The organism is Bacillus sp. H1a (genome assembly GCF_000633475.1).
In the GTDB taxonomy this organism is placed as follows: Bacteria; Bacillota; Bacilli; order Bacillales; family Bacillaceae_G; genus Bacillus_A; species Bacillus_A paramycoides.
Window position 1 is genome coordinate 86,092 of record NZ_AYMH01000018.1, and the last position, 17,625, is coordinate 103,716.

General features: G+C 35.4%; 16 protein-coding genes. 13 read left to right on the forward strand and 3 right to left on the reverse strand.

Features of this window, described 5'->3' with window-relative positions; all coding sequences use genetic code 11:
- Nucleotides 1-15 precede the first annotated feature (15 nt).
- Together U860_RS0107850 and plsY are read right to left on the reverse strand one after the other, a co-directional pair.
- Nucleotides 16-306: a HesB/YadR/YfhF family protein gene (locus U860_RS0107850; protein ID WP_025148079.1), complete on the reverse strand. Its 291-nt coding sequence runs from the start codon at nt 304-306 to the stop codon at nt 16-18.
- A gap of 108 nt (nt 307-414) precedes the next feature.
- Nucleotides 415-1,011 (reverse strand): glycerol-3-phosphate 1-O-acyltransferase PlsY, encoded by a 597-nt coding sequence (gene plsY, locus U860_RS0107855; protein WP_025148080.1) that lies wholly within the window; start codon nt 1,009-1,011, stop codon nt 415-417.
- A 225-nt stretch (nt 1,012-1,236) separates the two neighbouring features.
- Between plsY and U860_RS0107860 the strand changes: the two genes are divergently transcribed.
- The 8 genes from U860_RS0107860 to U860_RS0107895 all read left to right on the forward strand — a co-directional run bounded on the left by U860_RS0107860 (nt 1,237) and on the right by U860_RS0107895 (nt 12,197).
- Nucleotides 1,237-3,093 (forward strand): anaerobic ribonucleoside triphosphate reductase, encoded by a 1,857-nt coding sequence (locus U860_RS0107860; RefSeq protein WP_025148081.1) that lies wholly within the window; start codon nt 1,237-1,239, stop codon nt 3,091-3,093.
- Nucleotides 3,090-3,542, forward strand: a complete 453-nt coding sequence (nrdG, locus tag U860_RS0107865) for an anaerobic ribonucleoside-triphosphate reductase activating protein (RefSeq protein WP_025148082.1) — start codon at nt 3,090-3,092, stop codon at nt 3,540-3,542. Before U860_RS0107860 ends, nrdG begins: the two co-directional genes overlap by 4 nt.
- Before the next feature lie 18 nt (nt 3,543-3,560).
- Nucleotides 3,561-4,238 (forward strand): response regulator transcription factor, encoded by a 678-nt coding sequence (locus tag U860_RS0107870; RefSeq protein ID WP_002172881.1) that lies wholly within the window; start codon nt 3,561-3,563, stop codon nt 4,236-4,238.
- Between the two features lie 203 nt (nt 4,239-4,441).
- The gene (locus U860_RS0107875) at nt 4,442-5,683 is read left to right on the forward strand and encodes a trypsin-like peptidase domain-containing protein (protein ID WP_025148083.1); all 1,242 of its coding nucleotides are present in this window, start codon (nt 4,442-4,444) and stop codon (nt 5,681-5,683) included.
- A 79-nt stretch (nt 5,684-5,762) separates the two neighbouring features.
- Nucleotides 5,763-6,176 (forward strand): CoA-binding protein, encoded by a 414-nt coding sequence (locus U860_RS0107880; RefSeq protein ID WP_025148084.1) that lies wholly within the window; start codon nt 5,763-5,765, stop codon nt 6,174-6,176.
- A 375-nt stretch (nt 6,177-6,551) separates the two neighbouring features.
- Complete coding sequence (gene parE, locus U860_RS0107885; protein WP_025148085.1) at nt 6,552-8,516, forward strand: DNA topoisomerase IV subunit B; 1,965 nt, start codon at nt 6,552-6,554, stop codon at nt 8,514-8,516.
- Between the two features lies 1 nt (nt 8,517).
- Nucleotides 8,518-10,941: a DNA topoisomerase IV subunit A gene (gene parC, locus U860_RS0107890; protein ID WP_025148086.1), complete on the forward strand. Its 2,424-nt coding sequence runs from the start codon at nt 8,518-8,520 to the stop codon at nt 10,939-10,941.
- A gap of 224 nt (nt 10,942-11,165) precedes the next feature.
- On the forward strand, nt 11,166-12,197 hold the full coding sequence (locus tag U860_RS0107895) for an oxidoreductase (protein ID WP_002172876.1): 1,032 nt from the start codon (nt 11,166-11,168) through the stop codon (nt 12,195-12,197).
- A gap of 26 nt (nt 12,198-12,223) precedes the next feature.
- Here the strand turns inward: U860_RS0107895 and U860_RS0107900 are convergent, their stop codons facing one another.
- Nucleotides 12,224-12,826, reverse strand: a complete 603-nt coding sequence (locus tag U860_RS0107900; protein WP_232298954.1) for a TetR/AcrR family transcriptional regulator — start codon at nt 12,824-12,826, stop codon at nt 12,224-12,226.
- 155 nt (nt 12,827-12,981) lie between these two features.
- Between U860_RS0107900 and U860_RS0107905 the strand changes: the two genes are divergently transcribed.
- The 5 genes from U860_RS0107905 to U860_RS0107925 all read left to right on the forward strand — a co-directional run bounded on the left by U860_RS0107905 (nt 12,982) and on the right by U860_RS0107925 (nt 17,480).
- Nucleotides 12,982-13,875, forward strand: a complete 894-nt coding sequence (locus U860_RS0107905) for an ATP-binding cassette domain-containing protein (protein ID WP_025148087.1) — start codon at nt 12,982-12,984, stop codon at nt 13,873-13,875.
- Nucleotides 13,868-14,674: an ABC transporter permease subunit gene (locus tag U860_RS0107910; RefSeq protein ID WP_025148088.1), complete on the forward strand. Its 807-nt coding sequence runs from the start codon at nt 13,868-13,870 to the stop codon at nt 14,672-14,674. The genes U860_RS0107905 and U860_RS0107910 overlap by 8 nt, the downstream gene beginning before the upstream one ends.
- Nucleotides 14,675-14,880: 206 nt before the next feature.
- Nucleotides 14,881-15,414, forward strand: a complete 534-nt coding sequence (locus U860_RS0107915) for a sigma-70 family RNA polymerase sigma factor (protein ID WP_025148089.1) — start codon at nt 14,881-14,883, stop codon at nt 15,412-15,414.
- A gap of 12 nt (nt 15,415-15,426) precedes the next feature.
- Nucleotides 15,427-16,425 (forward strand): hypothetical protein, encoded by a 999-nt coding sequence (locus U860_RS0107920; RefSeq protein WP_025148090.1) that lies wholly within the window; start codon nt 15,427-15,429, stop codon nt 16,423-16,425.
- 17 nt (nt 16,426-16,442) lie between these two features.
- Nucleotides 16,443-17,480 (forward strand): LCP family protein, encoded by a 1,038-nt coding sequence (locus U860_RS0107925; RefSeq protein WP_025148091.1) that lies wholly within the window; start codon nt 16,443-16,445, stop codon nt 17,478-17,480.
- Nucleotides 17,481-17,625: the final 145 nt, after the last annotated feature.

Below are 17,625 nucleotides of genomic sequence, written 5' to 3' on the forward strand. Positions count from 1 at the left end.
AGTAGCCACGCTTTTTTATTTTTCATAATTAAATTGAGGGAAATCATCACCGTCATTAAGTGTAACTAATAAATTATGTCCATCGAAGAACCACTCATCATCGCCTTCAATAAAGAAATTAATACCTTCTTCTTGAATTTGAACAGCAGGATGTGCAGGGTCATCTTTACGAATTCCTAAAGAAAGTCCTTTTTGCACAGTACTGCAACCACCGTATTGTACGAAAAAGCGTAGTGTTTCACCTGATTGTAAGTTTAACTCGTCTTTATACCATTGTGCTGCTTCTTTTGTTACGGAAAGATTCATGTATAGTTCCTCCAAATTATATTGCTTTTTCTTAAGTATAAAAAATAACGCAAAAAGACGCTATTAATATGCTTCACGTTTTCTTTTTGCGTTATGTGGGTTACGATCTTATTTTTGCTTTTTTGAAAAGTTTGCTTTTGGTTCAGTTTTATTTATAATTCGTCCGATATTTGCACGGTGTTTATAAATAACCATACCTGCTAATAAACACATCGCAATAATGAAGATTTTATCCCCGCTAACAATGGATGCAATAACAGCAGCGACAGCTGTTACCATAGAAGAAAGTGATACGTATCTTGTTGTAAATAAAAGGCTGAAAAAGACAACAGCTAATATTACAAAAACAACTGGTGAGTAGCATAATAGTACCCCAGCAGAAGTTGCAACTGCTTTCCCCCCGCGGAATTTTGCGAAGATTGGATATACATGTCCAAGAACCGCTGCTAATCCGAACCATAGTGGGTGAATATCTAACCCGAAAATAATCGGTAGACTTGTTGCTAATGTACCTTTTAAAATGTCAGCAATTGTAACGATAAAACCTGCTTTTTTCCCTAGTGTGCGGAATGTATTTGTTCCGCCTAGATTACCGCTTCCATGCTCACGAATGTCGATTCCATAACCGATTTTTCCAACGACTAGTGCAAATGGAATCGAGCCAAGTAAGTAGGCAACGATAAATAAAAGATATGTAGTAACCATAAGTTCAGTCTCCTTTATTCAAATGTGTTGATAAAGGGTAAAAAGAGTTTTTCCCGTATATTGTACCATACATTTGTAAAGAGCACATTTCTTTTTTGTAAATGAAAAATTCATTATTTCGTGAAAAAAATTTCACAGGAATGTTACATTTCTCACAGAAACAATAAGACTATATGTTGTAACATTCTAATTAAAAGACAACAATATATTGATGGAGGGTTATAAATGTTACAAAAAAATAAACGTGGAGAAGAATTAATGAAAATGTTTGAGACAATTGTCCACGGCAATGAACAAGATTTAATGCAGGAAAATGCAAATGTAGATGGCCGATCTCCAATGGGCGTAATGGGAACGTTCGCATCTGAGAGTGCAAAATATTATGCAGTCGAAAATTTACTATCAGATCAAGTGAAAAAAGCGATAGATCAAAATATATTATATCCACATGATTTAGATTTTTATGCGACAGGAACGACGACTTGTTCACAAATTCCGTTAGCACAAATGCTTGCTAACGGTTTTCATACTGGACATGGACATATGAGACAACCACAAGATATTAAAAGTGCGTTGGCGCTTTCTTCAATTATTTTTCAGGCGAATCAAAATATGCAACACGGTGGTCAATCGTTTGCACTCTTTGATATTGATTTAGCTCCATATGTGAGAAAAACAGTAGAGAGACATAAAAAACGATTACAGTCATATCCGCTTACGAAAGAACAAATAGAGGAATTTGCATGGAAAGAAACTGAAAATGATACGTATCAGGCATGCGAAGCTTTCGTTCATAATTCGAATAGTATGCATAGTAGGGGCGGGGGACAAGTACCGTTTATTTCAATTAATTACGGAACAGACACATCGAAAGAGGGAAGACTTTTAATTAAACAACTTTTAAAGGCGACGCAAGCTGGACTTGGAAAAGGGGAAACACCAATTTTCCCTATTCAAATTTTAAAAATGAAAAAAGGTGTGAACTTTGAAGAATGTGATCCGAACTATGATTTATTTGAATTAGCGTTGGAAACGACAGCTGAGCGATTATTCCCTAACTTTTCGTTTTTAGATGCTCCGTTTAATGCTGTGCATTATGATGGTCGACCTGAAAGTGAAGTATGTTATATGGGATGTCGTACCCGTGTTATGTCTAATATCCATGGGGAAGAAACAGCAATCGGAAGAGGCAATTTATCGTTTACTTCTATTAATTTAGTGAAATTAGCGCTAATCAGCGGTTCAAAAGAAGCGTTTTTTGAAGCACTAAGCTATTACTTAGATTTAGGGATTAAGCAATTATTAGAGAGATTCGCTTATCAATGTACAAAGAGAGCAAGAGATTTTCAGTTCTTATATTCACAAGGTGTATGGCGTGGTGGAGAAACATTACACCCTGAGGATACTGTGGCACCGATTTTAAAACAAGGGACGTTAAGTATTGGTTTTATCGGTCTTGCGGAATGCTTAGTAGCTTTAACTGGGAAGCACCATGGAGAAGATGAAGAATCGTGGAAGATTGGATATGAAATCATTTCCTTTATGAGGGAGAGAATGGATAAGGCGACGGAAGAGCATCAACTCAATTTCTCTGTAATTGCAACGCCAGCAGAAGGGCTATCAGGAAAGTTTGTGAAAAAAGATAGAGAAGGATTTGGTGTAATTAGTGGTGTGACAAATCATAACTATTATACAAATTCATTCCATATACCTGTGTATTACAACGTGCAAGCGATAGATAAAATTCGTTTAGAAGGTCCGTTCCATGCTCTTTGTAATGGTGGACATATTACGTATATTGAACTTGATGGTGCAGCTGTGCATAATCAAAAGGCGTTAAAACAAATTGTACAAGCGATGGCAGAGTATGGAGTAGGGTACGGTTCAATTAACCACCCTGTTGATCGTTGTAAGTGTTGTAGTTATCATGGCATTATCGGGAATGCATGTCCGAACTGCGGAAATGAAGATGAGCATGAAATAGAAAGAATTCGCCGTATAACAGGATATCTTGTAGGAGATATGTCGAAGTGGAATAGTGCGAAACGTAGTGAAGAGATGGATCGGGTGAAGCATAAATGAAAGTTATGAATATCATTCATGATAGTGTAGTAGATGGAGAAGGGTTGCGGACAGTCGTGTTTTTTGCGGGCTGTCCGCATCGTTGTATCGGTTGTCATAATCCGAAATCTTGGAATGTTTGCAACGGAACTGAAATGACGGTAGAAGAAATTGTGAAAGAGATTGAAAAAAATCCATTAACCGATGTAACATTTTCAGGTGGAGATCCATTTTTTCAAGCCGCTGAAGTGAAAAAAGTAGCAAAAGCAGTGAAAGATTTGAAAAAAAACTTATGGATTTATACAGGTTATACGTTAGAAGAGATACAGAGTGCCCAAAATAATGATATGATAGAGTTGTTACATTATGGGGACGTTCTGGTCGATGGAAGGTTTGAACTCGAGAAAAAAGATTTAACACTTCCATTTCGCGGAAGCTCCAATCAACGTATTATTCGATTGCAAGAGTAAAAAGGCGGGATAGGTCAGATGAATAAAACAGTATTGCTTGTTGAAGATGAAAGAAGATTACGTGAAATCGTTAGTGATTATTTTCGTAATGAGGGCTTTGAAGTAATCGAAGCGGAAGATGGAAAAAAAGCGCTAGAATTATTTGCTGAACATACAATTGATTTAATTATGTTAGATATTATGTTACCAGAAATAGATGGTTGGTCGGTTTGTAGACGAATTAGAAAAGAGTCAGCGGTACCAATTATTATGCTGACTGCACGTTCTGATGAGGATGATACATTACTAGGATTTGAACTAGGTGCAGATGAGTATGTAACAAAACCTTTTAGCCCGAAAGTGTTAGTAGCTCGCGCGAAGACGTTATTGAAACGTGCAGATGGCGCGGTAGGAGTAGCTGAAGAAAATGCTATGTCTTTAGCTGGAATAGAAGTGAATCGATTATCTAGAACAGTTTTAGTAGATGGAGAAGAAATTATATTGACACATAAGGAGTTTGAGCTTCTCGTTTATTTAATGGAGAACAAGGGAATTGTGTTGTCACGCCAACATTTATTAGATCAGTTATGGGGATATGACTACTACGGTGATGATCGAACGGTTGATACACATATTAAAAAACTACGAAATAAGCTTGGAGATAAAGCAAAGCATATCGGTACTGTCATTCGAGTAGGTTACAAATTTGAAGAATAATCTTTAAGTTACTATGCACTTTAGCTTGGGAATATAGCAAATTTACACTCTCCTTTGTAGGTGGAATGTACAAAAAATACTTTTCTTGTCTACAATGGTAGATAGGAGTATTTTTTTAATTGGATTTCACGATGAGTTCACAAGAAGGACACAAAATGTGACTATACTAAAAGTACGAATTCACCAGAGAGGGGAAAGAAAACATGGGATATTACGACGGACCGAATTTAAATGAAGAGCAAAGTGAAATGAGAGAAATGAAAAAATCAGGTAGTAAAAAAGGATATTTTTTCACAGGTTTAGTTGGAGCTGTAGTTGGAGCTGTTTCAATTAGTTTTGCAGCACCGTACATGCCATGGGTGCAAAATAATGGTGCAGCTGTTTCGTCATTTAATTCTAATAAACAAGTAGAAGGAACTGTAGTTCCAGTTGTAAATAAAGCGAAAAATGAAACTGATTTACCAGGTATGATTGAAGGTGCGAAGGATGTTGTTGTAGGAGTAATTAATATGCAGCAAAGCGTCGATCCATTCGCAATGCAACCGACAGGTCAAGAAGAAACAGCTGGTACAGGCTCAGGTGTTATTTATAAAAAATCAGGAAATAAAGCATATATTGTAACGAATAACCACGTAGTAGATGGTGCAAATAAACTTGCTGTTAAACTGAGCGACGGAAAGCAAGTTGATGCGAAATTAGTTGGTAAGGACCCTTGGTTAGACTTAGCAGTTGTAGAGATTGATGGATCTAATGTGAATAAAGTTGCAAGTTTAGGTGATTCAAGTAAAATTCGTGCGGGTGAGAAAGCAATTGCAATCGGTAACCCATTAGGATTTGATGGAAGTGTAACGGAAGGTATCATCAGTAGTAAAGAGCGTGAAATTCCAGTTGATATTGATGGTGATAAACGTCCGGATTGGCAAGCACAAGTTATTCAAACAGATGCAGCGATTAACCCTGGTAATAGTGGCGGTGCATTATTTAACCAAAACGGTGAGGTAATCGGTATTAACTCAAGTAAAATAGCACAACAATCAGTAGAGGGTATTGGTTTTGCAATCCCAATTAACATCGCAAAACCAGTTATTGAATCACTTGAAAAAGATGGAGTAGTGAAACGTCCAGCACTTGGAGTCGGTGTAGTTTCATTAGAAGATGTGCAAGCTTATGCAGTAAATCAATTAAAAGTGCCAAAAGAAGTAACAAATGGAGTTGTATTAGGTAAAATTTATCCAATATCTCCGGCAGAAAAAGCTGGTTTAGAGCAATATGATATTGTAGTAGCATTAGATGATCAAAAAGTAGAAAATTCACTTCAATTCCGTAAATATTTATATGAAAAGAAAAAAGTAGGCGAAAAAGTAGAGGTTACATTCTACCGCAACGGTCAAAAAATGACGAAAACAGCTACATTAGCAGATAATTCAGCTACAAAGAATCAATAACCGGAATTAAAGAAAGTCTCTTTCATGTTGAAAGAGACTTTCTTTATCGGATATACTAAAGGTATAGGAGGGATTAATTATGACAATTGAAAACCCAACTCGTCCGGAAATTGGTGAAGTATTGAAGAAAAGCAAAACGATTGCAGTTGTTGGATTATCAGATAAGCCAGAACGTACATCATATATGGTATCAAAAGCAATGCAAGATGCTGGGTACCGCATTATTCCAGTAAACCCAACAGTAGATGAAGTGCTTGGAGAAAAGGCCGTTTCTTCACTGACTGATATTAAAGAACATGTTGATATCGTAAATGTATTTCGTCGCTCAGAATTTTTAATGGATGTTGCAAAAGAGTTTGTAGAGATTGATGCAGATGTTTTCTGGGCACAATTAGGAGTACAAGATGAAGATACATATAAACTTTTACAAGAAAAAGGCTATACTGTAATAATGGATCGTTGTATTAAAGTAGAGCATGCGATGACAAAATAGTATAGATTTTAAAGATAGAAAGATTGATTCAGCCCTATATAAGTATGAATAGGGCCGATGAACGAGGTGTTCATCATGAGATTTTTTAAAGGCTGTTTTTGGGGATTGTTACTTGTTATCCCGTTTTGGATATTGATCATTTGGATCATGATTAAGGTTTGGAATGTGTAATCTTGGAATACATATCCATTTCTCGTTGACAAACGATTATTTTTCTGAAATAGTAGCCTAGAGGAATCCTTGTGAAAAAAACAAGGATTTTTCTATTGAAAATGGTATATAAAAGAGATAAGATAACTTGCCAAAACTATAGTCGAGGCGTTATTCTATAATAGAAACATATGTTCTGATTTGATTAGGAAAGGGGCAAGGAGTTTGGCAAAGCATCAGTTCCAATATAATGAAGATGCAATTCAAGTGTTAGAAGGACTTGAAGCCGTTCGAAAACGCCCGGGTATGTATATCGGGAGTACGGATAGCCGTGGATTGCATCATTTAGTATATGAAATAGTAGATAACTCCGTTGACGAAGCGTTAGCGGGATTTGGCGATGAAATTTCTGTCGTAATACATAAAGATAATAGTATTAGTGTTATTGATAAAGGGCGAGGAATGCCTACAGGAATGCATAAACTTGGGAAACCGACACCTGAAGTTATTTTAACTGTACTTCATGCTGGTGGTAAGTTTGGCCAAGGAGGTTATAAAACGAGTGGTGGCTTACACGGTGTTGGGGCATCAGTTGTAAACGCCTTATCAGAATGGTTAGTAGTAACGATTAAGCGTGATGGTAATATTTATGAACAACGCTTTGAAAATGGTGGTATTCCTGCAGCGACGTTAGAGAAAATCGGAAAAACGAAAGAATCTGGTACGACAATGCATTTTAAGCCAGATACAACAATTTTCAGCACAACAAATTACAATTATGAAACATTATGTGAAAGATTACGTGAATCTGCATTCTTATTAAAAGGGATGAAGATCTCAATAAAAGATGAACGAAATGATTTAGAAGATGTCTTTCATTATGAAACAGGAATTGAAGCTTTCGTTTCATACTTAAACGAAGAAAAAGATTCAATTCATCCGGTTGTATATTTTAATGGTGAACAAAATGGAATTGAAGCAGAGCTAGCATTTCAATTTAACGATGGCTACTCAGAAAACATTCTTTCGTTTGTAAATAACGTACGTACAAAAGACGGTGGAACACACGAAGCTGGATTTAAAACAGCGATGACACGTGTGTTTAATGAGTATGCTCGTAAAGTTTCACTATTAAAAGAAAAAGATAAAAACTTAGAAGGTACAGATATTCGTGAAGGTGTAGCGGCTATCGTTTCTGTACGTGTACCAGAAGAAGTACTTCAGTTTGAAGGGCAAACGAAAGGGAAACTGGGTACAAGTGAAGCGCGTTCTTCAATTGATGCCATTGTATCTGAGCATTTAGCTTACTTTTTAGAAGAAAATCCGGATGTAGCTACACTTCTTGTGAGAAAGGCAGTTAAAGCAGCGCAAGCACGTGAGGCTGCTCGTAAAGCGAGAGAAGAAGCACGTACTGGTAAGAAGAAGAAAAAATCAGAAGGTACTTTAAGCGGGAAGTTAACACCTGCACAATCACGTAATCCTCAGAAAAACGAATTGTATTTAGTAGAGGGTGACTCGGCTGGTGGTTCAGCAAAGCAAGGGCGAGATCGTCGTTTCCAAGCGGTGCTACCATTACGTGGTAAAGTAATTAACACGGAAAAAGCAAAGCTTGCTGACATTTTTAAGAATGAAGAGATTAACACAATTATTTATGCAATTGGTGGCGGCGTAGGAAATGAGTTCACTGTTGAAGATATTAACTACGATAAAGTTGTTATTATGACCGATGCCGATACAGATGGAGCTCATATTCAAGTATTGTTATTAACTTTCTTCTACAGATATATGAAACCACTTATCGAAGCTGGTAAAGTATTTATCGCACTTCCACCTTTATATAAAGTAAGTAAAGGAAAAGGGAAAAGTGAAGTGATTGAATATGCATGGTCTGATGAAGAATTAGATGGTGTAACGAAAAAGGTCGGTAAAGGCTATATGTTGCAGCGCTATAAAGGACTTGGTGAAATGAATGCGGATCAGTTATGGGAAACGACGATGAACCCTGAAACGCGTACATTAATCCGAGTGAAAATTGATGATGCAGCAAGAGCGGAGCGCCGTGTGACTACATTGATGGGTGATAAAGTAGAACCGCGTCGTAAATGGATTGAGCGTAATGTACAATTTGGTATGCAAGAAGAAGGAAATATTTTAGAAAACGAAATGATTATGGAGACGGAGGTGGAATAACATGCAGGCAGAGAAGTTTCATGACCTCCCGCTTGAAGACGTGTTAGGTGACCGCTTTGCACGTTATAGTAAATATATAATTCAAGACCGCGCGCTTCCAGATGCGCGTGACGGTTTAAAACCGGTACAAAGACGTATTTTATACTCTATGTATGTAGAAGGAAACGTACATGATAAAGCGTTTCGTAAATCAGCTAAAACAGTTGGTAACGTTATTGGTAATTACCATCCACATGGTGATTCCTCTGTATATGAGGCGATGGTACGTTTAAGTCAAACTTGGAAAGTACGTAATGTTTTAGTTGAAATGCACGGAAATAACGGTAGTGTTGATGGGGATCCAGCAGCGGCAATGCGTTATACAGAAGCCCGTTTATCACCAATCGCATCAGAGTTATTACGTGATCTCGATAAAGAAACAGTAGAATTTGTGTCAAACTTTGATGATACGAGTGAAGAACCAGTTGTATTACCGGCAATGTTCCCGAACTTATTAGTGAACGGTTCTACAGGGATTTCCGCTGGTTATGCAACAGAAATTCCACCGCATCATCTTGGAGAAGTAATTGATGCTACAATGATGCGTATCGATCAACCGAATAGTTCTGTGGATGACTTGTTAACAGTTATTAAAGGACCAGATTTCCCTACAGGTGGTATTATTCAAGGAATAGATGGCATTAAAAAAGCGTATGAAACAGGGAAAGGCAAAATTATTATTCGCGGAAAAGCAGAAGTTGAAACGATTCGTGGCGGGAAGCAACAAATCGTTATTACAGAAATTCCGTACGAGGTAAATAAAGCGAACCTTGTTAAGAAAATGGATGAATTACGTCTAGATAAAAAGCTAGATGGAATTGCTGAAGTGCGTGATGAGACAGACCGTACAGGTCTTCGCATCGTTGTAGAATTAAAAAAAGAAGCGAATGCTGAAGGTATTTTAAATTATTTATATAAAAATACAGATTTACAAATTCCATACAACTTTAATATGGTAGCGATAAATAATCGTCGTCCAACACTTATGACATTACCTAAGATTTTGGATGCATATATTGGGCATCAGAAAGAAGTTGTTACGAGACGTTCGCAATATGAATTAAGAAAAGCAGAAAGTCGTCAACATATTGTAGAAGGTTTAAAGAAAGCATTATCAATTTTAGATGAAGTGATTGAAACAATCCGTGGGTCTAAAGATAAGCGTAATGCGAAAGATAATTTAAGTGCGAAATTTGGATTTACAGAGGCGCAGTCAGAAGCAATTGTTTCACTGCAACTATATCGTTTAACGAATACAGATATTACAGCGTTAGAGCAAGAAGCAGCTGAACTTAATAAGAAAATTATAGAGTTACAGTCAATTTTACAAAGTGAAAAAAGACTTCTTCAAGTCATTAAAACAGATTTGAAGAGAGTAAAGAAAACATATAGTGATGATCGCCGTGCGATAATTGAAGAGGAAATTGAAGAAATTAAAATCGATGTGGAAGTTATGATTCCGCAAGAAGATGTCATCGTTACTGTAACGAAAGAAGGATATGTGAAACGAACAGGTTGGCGTTCGCATAATGCATCGAACGGGAAAGACTTCGGTATGAAAGAGGGTGACATCTTACTTGAGCGTTTCGATACAAACACGACAGAAACCGTTCTTTTATTTACGAACAAAGGAAATTATATTTATCTTCCTGTATATGAAATGCCAGAAATTCGTTGGAAAGATTTAGGTCAACACGTTGCGAATCTTGTATCACTCGAGCGGGATGAAATGATTATCTGGGCGACAGTCGTACCGAACTTTGAGGAAGAAAAACGATTTATCGTATTTGTTACACGAAACGGTATGATTAAGAAAACAGAATTAAATCAATATAAAGTTCAGCGTTATTCACGGGCGTTTGTTGCTGTAAACTTGAAAAAAGATGATGAAGTTGTTGATATATTTGCGACAGATGGGACAAGTGATATTGTTCTTGCAACACATGGTGCATATGCACTTGTATTCAATGAAGAAGAAGTAAGTCCAGTTGGTGTAAGGGCGGCTGGTGTGAAAGCAATTAATTTAAAAGAAGATGACTATGTTGCTTCTGGTAAACCGTTAAATGGTGAAAAAGATCAACTTATTCTCATTACGCAGCGAGGTGCTGTGAAACGTATAAAGGCATCAGAAATTGAGAAATCAACGAGGGCGAAGCGAGGCCTTGTTATTTTCAAAGAGTTAAAACGTAATCCGTACCGCATTGTCGGTATTGAAATTGTTCGAGATGATGAATTAGTTTACATGAAGACAGAGAAACACATTGTAGAAGAAATTGATCCGAAGGCGTTTCGAAATAAAGACCGGTATAGTAATGGTAGTTTAGTACTAGATGTTAATGATACTGGTGAAGTAGTGGAAACGTGGACGAAGAAAAGACCGGAATAAAGGAAGAGGATGTCCCAAAAGTTATTTTGGAACATCCTTTTCTTATTAATACGTTACTGTTATTGTCAGTTTGTGTCGGTAAAACGATATATTTGGAGTTGCGGTCGATATATTTGAAAAAGATTACCTTATGACTCCTTTTTTCTAAAGCAAATTATTATGTATATGAAAATAATCTTGTTATAATAATGTAATGAAATCGTTCTCATAAATGGAGGGGCAGCATGAAAAAAATAGGTGTAGGGATTGTAGGATTTGGATTTTCTAGTACAACATTTCACATCCCGTTATTACAAACGATAGAAGCATATGATATTCGTGCTATTTTATCATCAAAAGAAGAAGTAGTGAAACAAGCATTACCAAATGCTGAAGTTGTTGGCACAATTGATGAATTAGTAAATCGAGCGGATATTGACCTAGTTGTCATTACTTCGCCGAATACAACTCATTTTCCATATGTAAAAGAAGCAATTTTACACGGTAAGCATGTTGTTGTGGAAAAACCATTCGTTGTTTCAATTGAAGAAGGCGAAGAACTGATTTCATTAGCGAAGCAACATAATGTCGTTTTAAGTGTGTATCACAATCGTCGTTTTGATAATGATTTTTTAACGATAAAGAAATTATTACAAGAAAAGAGAGTAGGGAACGTATATGCATATGAAGCGCATTTTGACCGTTTTCGCCCACATGTACGTGATCGCTGGAGAGAAAAGAATTTACCAGGGTCAGGAATTTTATATGACTTAGGTTCACATTTAATGGATCAAGCATTATCTCTATTTGGTAAACCAGATGCAATTAGTGCAGATGTAATAAAACAACGACCAGGTGCGGAGATAGATGATTATTTCCATGTTGTACTTCACTATGGAGTAAAGCGCGTTATTTTACATAGTAGTAGTTACGTAAAACAAGCAGGCCCACATTTTACACTTCATGGAGATAAAGGTTCTATCGTGAAATATGGTATGGATTCGCAGGAAGAACAATTAAAGAATGGTATAAAGCCGGGCGATAGTGGTTATGGAACAGATAAAGAAGCGAACTTTGCTATTTTAGAAACGGAAGAAAAGTTAGAACGTATTCCAACAGAAGTCGGCTGTTATGAAATGTATTATAAAGAGATTGGAAATAGTATATTAAATGGTGCAGAGCCACCAGTAACAGCTGAAGAAGGTTTGGAAGTTATTAAGCTTATTCAATTAGCAATTGAAAGTAGTGAAACTGGCAGAGCAATTTCAGTGAAATAAAAAAAGACACGATTTCGTGTCTTTTTTTATTTTTGGGGAACGGAAAGCCCGTAAAAGAACATTGTGACTATATCTTGTATATGTTTTTCTCGATCTCCTTCAAGAAGCTTTGCTCCGAAGTCATCATCTAACTTAGTAAACATTTGAATGTAAAGTAGCATCATTTCTTTTGAAAGGTGAGGATTAATTTCATTTTTTTGCTGCGCTTTTTCTAGTATTTCTAAAAACCAAGGGAGTATAGTTTCATTTTGATAGCTATAAACAAATTTCCGAAGTTCTTCGTCTCTTTGCATCACTTGTAGTAGCATATCAGGTTGAAATAGTCCGCCAGTTTCCATCTTTCTTACGATCATTTTTTGCATCATTTCGTGAAAAGGCAAATTTTCATCAGCAAGCTCTGTATAGTATTGAAACTCACTTTGTATAAATTCTTGAATTAACTCTCTAAATAGGGCATCTTTACTACCGAAATGGTTATAAATTGTCACTTGAGAGACGTTTGCTTCTTTCGCGATATGTTCTATTTTCACTTCATTAAATCCACGTTCAGAAAATAATTCGAAGGCCGCATCTTTAATGGCACGTTTTTTCTTTTCTTTCACTTTTTCAAAGCCATTCAATTTAATCACCTCAATTAAAATATACAAGAAAAGATAATTGAAAACAATATTTTTGAAATATGGACATATAAATATTTCAAAAAGTTGTTGCGAATATGAAAGATGAGGAGTACAATAACTTTGAAATATCATCAATCAAATATTTCAAAAAATGAGGTGGGTTTATGATTTCAGTTCAAAATGTTACAAAACAGTTTTCAAATGGGAAAGGCTTGTTTGATATTACATTTGAAGTGAAAGAAGGGGAAGTATTCGGTTACTTAGGGCCAAATGGAGCTGGAAAATCAACAACTATTCGTAATTTAATGGGATTTATAAAACCGACAGCTGGTAGAGCAACAATTTTTGGATTAGATTGCTGGGATGAGGCAGCGAAAATTCAAAGAGAAGTTGGTTATTTACCAGGAGAAATTTCTTTTATTGAAGGAATGAATGGACTAGAGTTTTTAAATTTGATGCAAGGTATGCGCGAGTTAAAGGAAACGAAGAGACGCGATGAATTGATAGAGCGTCTGCAATTTGATGTGAAAACACCGATCCGAAAAATGTCTAAAGGAATGAAACAAAAAGTAGGAATAGTTGCTGCATTTATGCATGATCCAGAAGTATTAATTTTAGATGAACCAACATCAGGGCTCGATCCACTTATGCAGCAAATATTCATAGATTTAATATTAGAAGAAAAACAAAGAGGGAAAACGATTCTTATGTCGTCGCATATTTTCACTGAAATTGAACGTACATGTGACCGAGTAGCTATTATTAAAGATGGACGTCTCGTAACGGTTGAAGATATTCACGATTTACAAGGAATGCGAAGACAAGTAATAGATGTAACAGTATCATCTCAAGATGAAGTACAGTCACTTACACAATCAAATTTACAATTCGAGGCTGTGAAAGGGAAAACAGCATCAATTATTGTGCAAGGAAACTATCAAACTGTTTTACAAATACTTTCAAACTATAATGTAACGGCACTTCAAACGAGAGCGACGGATTTAGAACATTTATTTATGCATTATTACGATCAGAAAGAAGGGGTAAAGCATGAATAAACAACTATTTTTAGCTAGTTTGAAGGAAACACAAAAAAGTATATGGAGTTATGCTACTGGTGCAGCTCTTTATTTATGGTTATTAATTTGGATATTTCCATCGATGGTTTCAGCGAAAGGCTTAAATGAATTAATAAGTGCTATGCCTGATAGTGTAAAAAAAATCGTTGGTATGGAAAGCCCAATTCAAAATGTAATGGATTTTTTAGCTGGTGAGTACTATAGCCTATTGTTTATTATCATTTTAACAATTTTTTGCGTCACGGTTGCAACACATTTAATTGCTCGGCATGTAGATAAAGGAGCGATGGCATACTTGCTAGCAACACCTGTATCTAGGGTGGAAATTGCAATTACACAAGCGGCTGTTCTCATATTGGGGCTACTAATAATTGTATTTGTTACTTACGTAGCGGGTATATTAGGTGCAGAATGGTTTTTAAAAGATAATAACTTAAATAAAGAGTTATTTTTAAAAATAAATATAGTCGGAGGGCTTGTGTTTTTAGTAGTTAGCGCCTATTCATTTTTATTTTCTTGTATATGTAATGATGAAAGAAAAGCACTTAGCTACTCAGCAAGTTTAACAATCTTATTTTTTATGTTAGATATGATAGGGAAATTAAGTGATAAGTTAGAATGGATGAGAAATATATCATTATTTACGTTGTTTCGTCCGAAAGAAATTGCTGAAGGAACGTATCATATATGGCCAGTAAGCATAGGTTTGACTGCCGGAGCGTTCTGTCTCTTTATAATAGCAATTGTAGTGTTTAGGAAGAGGGATTTACCTTTGTAGATTAGAAAGTCCACTGTGAAAGTGGGCTTTTTTGTTTGTAAATTCAAAGGGATATTTTTTAGAGTAATATCTAAGTAGATAGTCAAAATTGAATGCTTACCTTTAATTTTGTGAAAATATTCAAAAAAGTGAACCTTTTTATAGGCTACTTCGTCTAATAAGTGTAAAGTTGAATTTGAAGAGAGGCTGAAACAGGAGGAGCAATTGTGAAAGTAATTCCTTTATATAAGATGATTGTAAAAGAAGAAACGGATGTTTCTTTAGCTAAAAAGGGTGATCATGAGGCTTTCATGGCACTTATACATACAGAAAAAGTGAAGATGTATCGCATTGCGAAGGCGATGTTACATGATGAGACGAATATAGAGGATGCGATGCAGGCAACAATTTTAAAAGCTTATGAAAATATAAAAAAATTGAAAAGGGAAGAGTTTTTTCAAACGTGGTTAATTAGAATTTTAATAAATGAGTGTAACAATATAATTCGCTCTTATAGAAAAGTAATTGTAATTGAGGATCATGATAGTAATATGGTGGCGTTCGATCGATATGAAGATATTGATCTTTGTAATGCTATTCAGTCTTTAACGGAAGAACTAAGAGCTGTAACCGTACTTTATTATTATGAAGATATGAATCAAGAAAGTATTGCAGCGCTTTTAGAAATTCCAAAAGGCACGGTTAAATCAAGATTGTCACGTGCAAGGGAACAATTAGAAGAGCGATTAAAGATGGAGTAGGAGGTGGTTAAAATGGATAAAGAAAAATCATTTGATGAAAAATTAAAAAAGAGAATAGAGAAGGATAATACCGTATTGCCACAGGCACTAAACGAAAAAATTAATGATACACTTCATAATCTTCCTGTAAAAAGAAAGAGTTATAGAGTACATATGATGTTTATTAGTGCTGCTGTTCTAACGCTGTCAATTGTATCTATGTCTGAGTTTTCTATACAGAGCTTTGCACAAAATGGAGGGGTGTTTAATTACGTAAAGAAGAATGCATTTTCTGATTATGAGAATGAAGAAGAAATAAAGTCGAACGTCAATTATCCAGATAAGGAAAAGATTCATCAAAAGATGCTTGATTCAATTGATCATTTCCAAAATGTTTCAGGGCAATTCGAGGAATACTCTAGCTCTACAAGAATTGCTACAACATATAAATATGCGATTGATACGGAGAAACAAAGTGGTATTTCATCTAAAGAAGATAAACTATCAAAAAAAAGAATGATTATATATAACGAGGGCAGAAAAAAAGAGTTTAATGATGAGAATAATACGTATAAAGAGACGAGATGGAGCCCGAAAGAAAGAAATAATGAACTATTAAAATTAAGCCCTACTGAAAGGCTACTTAGAAAATCAGGTGAGAAAAAACGATACGACGATGAGTATGTAGGGCAAGCCAAATATAGCATTCAATCAGACTTTGCAGATTTGTTAATTCGGTATAAAGATTGGAATTATAGAGAGACGAAGTATCTTGGATTAGATTGCTACAAAATAGAAGGGATAATAAACATAGAAATGCCTGTAAGTACATCTGAAGATTTGAGAGGGAAATTTGAAATGGTTGTAGAGAAAAATACAGGGATTATGTTGAAGTTTCTTAGTTTCCACGAAGGTATGATTCAATATTCAATTACGACTGAATGGATACAAATAAATAAAGGATTGAAAGAGAATGTATTTCAAAAGGATAGCGCTAATTATGAAAAAATGAAGAACATATTAGATGAATAGAAAACGGAGGGAATTATATGGAGAATACCTCTCCTTCAAGAGAAAAGAAAAATAAACGAAAATATAAAAAGACAACGATAATAAGTGTATTGTTAGGAGTATTACTATTTGGCGGAGTTGGATATGGTACCTATGTATATATGAAGACTTCTAATCTCGTACAAAAATCAAATTTGAATTTAGCGCGTGGTGAAAAATCAAATTTACGCGAGAAAGCTGTAAAGCCAATTACACACAACGTTTCAATTTTAATTATGGGAATTGATGAAAATCAAGAACGTCAAAAGGAGTATAACGGTGCATTTCATACAGATGCATTATTGTTAGCTACTTTTAATAAAGACGATAAGACAGTGAAGTTAACTAGTATACCACGAGATACATATACATATGTTCCAATCGAAAAGAAAAAAGATAAAATAACACACGCATATGGAAGTGGTTTCGTTAAAAACGGAAAAGATGGAGGACCACAAGCTTCTGTTGAGGCAGTAGAAAAGTTACTGCAAGTACCGGTAGATTATTTTGTGAAATTTAATTTTGGGTCATTTATTAAAATTGTTGATGGGCTCGATGGTGTTGAAGTAGATGTCCCTGTTGAATTTACTGAACAAAATAGTAAAGATGAACCTGATGCGATTCACTTGAAAAAAGGGGTTCAAAAATTAACGGGAGAAGAAGCACTTGCTTTGGCGAGAATTCGTCATATTGATAGTGATGCAATGAGGGGGCAGCGCCAACAACTTGTCATTGAAGCGATTTTAAGTAAATTAAAAAGTATAGGGTCTATTACAAAACTGGAGAAAATGGTTGAGGCTGTCGATGGTGATTTTAAAACAAATTTAGCATTGGAGGATATGTTATCTTTTTATAAATATGGTTTAGATTGTTCTGTTGAGAAGATTCAACTAGCTGGTGATGATTTATATTTACCTAATGGTCCAAATGGACAACGTGTATATTACTATAATCCTAATAAAACAGACTTACAAAATTTGAGTAATACACTCAGAATCCACCTTGGATTAAGTGAGAAGCAAATTGAGGAAAATTAAAGCAGATGTTATATCTGCTTTTTATTTTGTTAAATAGTATAACATTTACATTTAAATATTATATACTATTTAAAAGTTTTATATAATAGTGTAACATAATAAAGGGGTTCAAGTTAAATAGCAAGGGGGCTATCACATAGAATAA